2 protein-coding genes are annotated in these 1,172 nt (G+C 40.0%); both read right to left on the bottom strand.

The window, feature by feature from the left end; translation table 11 throughout:
* Window positions 1–171: 171 nt before the first annotated feature.
* Window positions 172–504: a hypothetical protein gene (locus ACED29_RS21145; protein ID WP_371698691.1), complete on the bottom strand. Its 333-nt coding sequence runs from the start codon at window positions 502–504 to the stop codon at window positions 172–174.
* A 99-nt stretch (window positions 505–603) separates the two neighbouring features.
* Window positions 604–960 (bottom strand): DUF2750 domain-containing protein, encoded by a 357-nt coding sequence (locus ACED29_RS21140; protein WP_273698289.1) that lies wholly within the window; start codon window positions 958–960, stop codon window positions 604–606.
* Window positions 961–1,172 lie beyond the last annotated feature (212 nt).

Raw genomic sequence — 1,172 nt, 5'->3', positions numbered from 1 at the left:
GAGAGCCTCTATATGTGTTTGCATGCTTTGATTTCTAAGAGCACGATGATTTGACTGCTAAATGACAGACGAAGTAGATGAATTTGTTGATTGATTTGAATTTGACTGCAAAAGCAGTCAAATAAGTTAGGCTCGCCTATTGACTGGCGGAAGGCTCATATGTGTTAGGGTTCATTTTGTGAACTCTTTATCGATAACTTTACCCGTATTTATATCGAGATACACAGAGAAGCTTGAAAAGTTACCTACTTTAAATGGTACTTCTGAACGTACGTTTGTATAAGCATCCGTAGCACCCATACCTATATCTTCAGCTCGCCATATCTCCGAACCTAATTTTGTATATGCGTACATATTTCTGGCGGGTTCATTTTTTGGAAATACCATATAGTCATAAATCACTATGATTTTTTCATCAATTTCTCTCGCATCCAAAACAGGGTGCATGGCTGTAATTGAGCCCCCTTGAAATTGAATTTTATGATTGGATACAAAGAGCTTCATTTTTGAACCCTAACGCTTTAAACAGCGGAAAGACCGAGCGCTTTGGCCGTTGTTTGGCCTGCGAGGGATTTCCCGATGATTTAACTTGTTAGGAGACATTTACCAAAATGCCTCAACTTGACTGATTAGAGTTTCAACGGATATGTCTGCACCCACCAGTTTTTTACCACTTAAATTCACCCCCACAACCCTATGTTTTTGATTAATGAGTGGTACGAATAATTCTTTAAATTCAGTCCATTTAACTCCTCGTGGCTCGACACTAGAAAGTAAACCTGGGTTCAGTTTTTTTAACCGAAGGATTCTAGATTTTGATGACCATACGGGAAATGAAACAGAATCATTGGGCAAGTCAAATTCTAACAGTGTGTCATTTGGTAGTGTTCCAAACCAGACGATTTGCGTATTCGCTACTTCCTCGTAGAATTTATTAGCTTGCGCCACTCCTGAACTCACTTTGTCTCCTAACGCCTCTAATAAACGGTACAAACTTGTCGGCTATACTTGTGAGGCACGAGCCAAAGCCAGCGAGTTTGTGTCCGGTTGATTGAATTGTTGTATGCCGATTTAATCACCCGAACTTGACACTCCGATACTGTCTTGTGAACCGCCACCAAACGAACCACCACTTGGTTTATTGTTATCAGAATCATGACTACGATTAAACA

Source organism: Shewanella sp. 5S214 (genome assembly GCF_041439795.1).
In the GTDB taxonomy this organism is placed as follows: Bacteria; Pseudomonadota; Gammaproteobacteria; order Enterobacterales; family Shewanellaceae; genus Shewanella; species Shewanella vesiculosa.
Note: the sequence above shows the minus strand (reverse complement) of the source record. Positions and strands in the feature narration are given on the sequence as shown.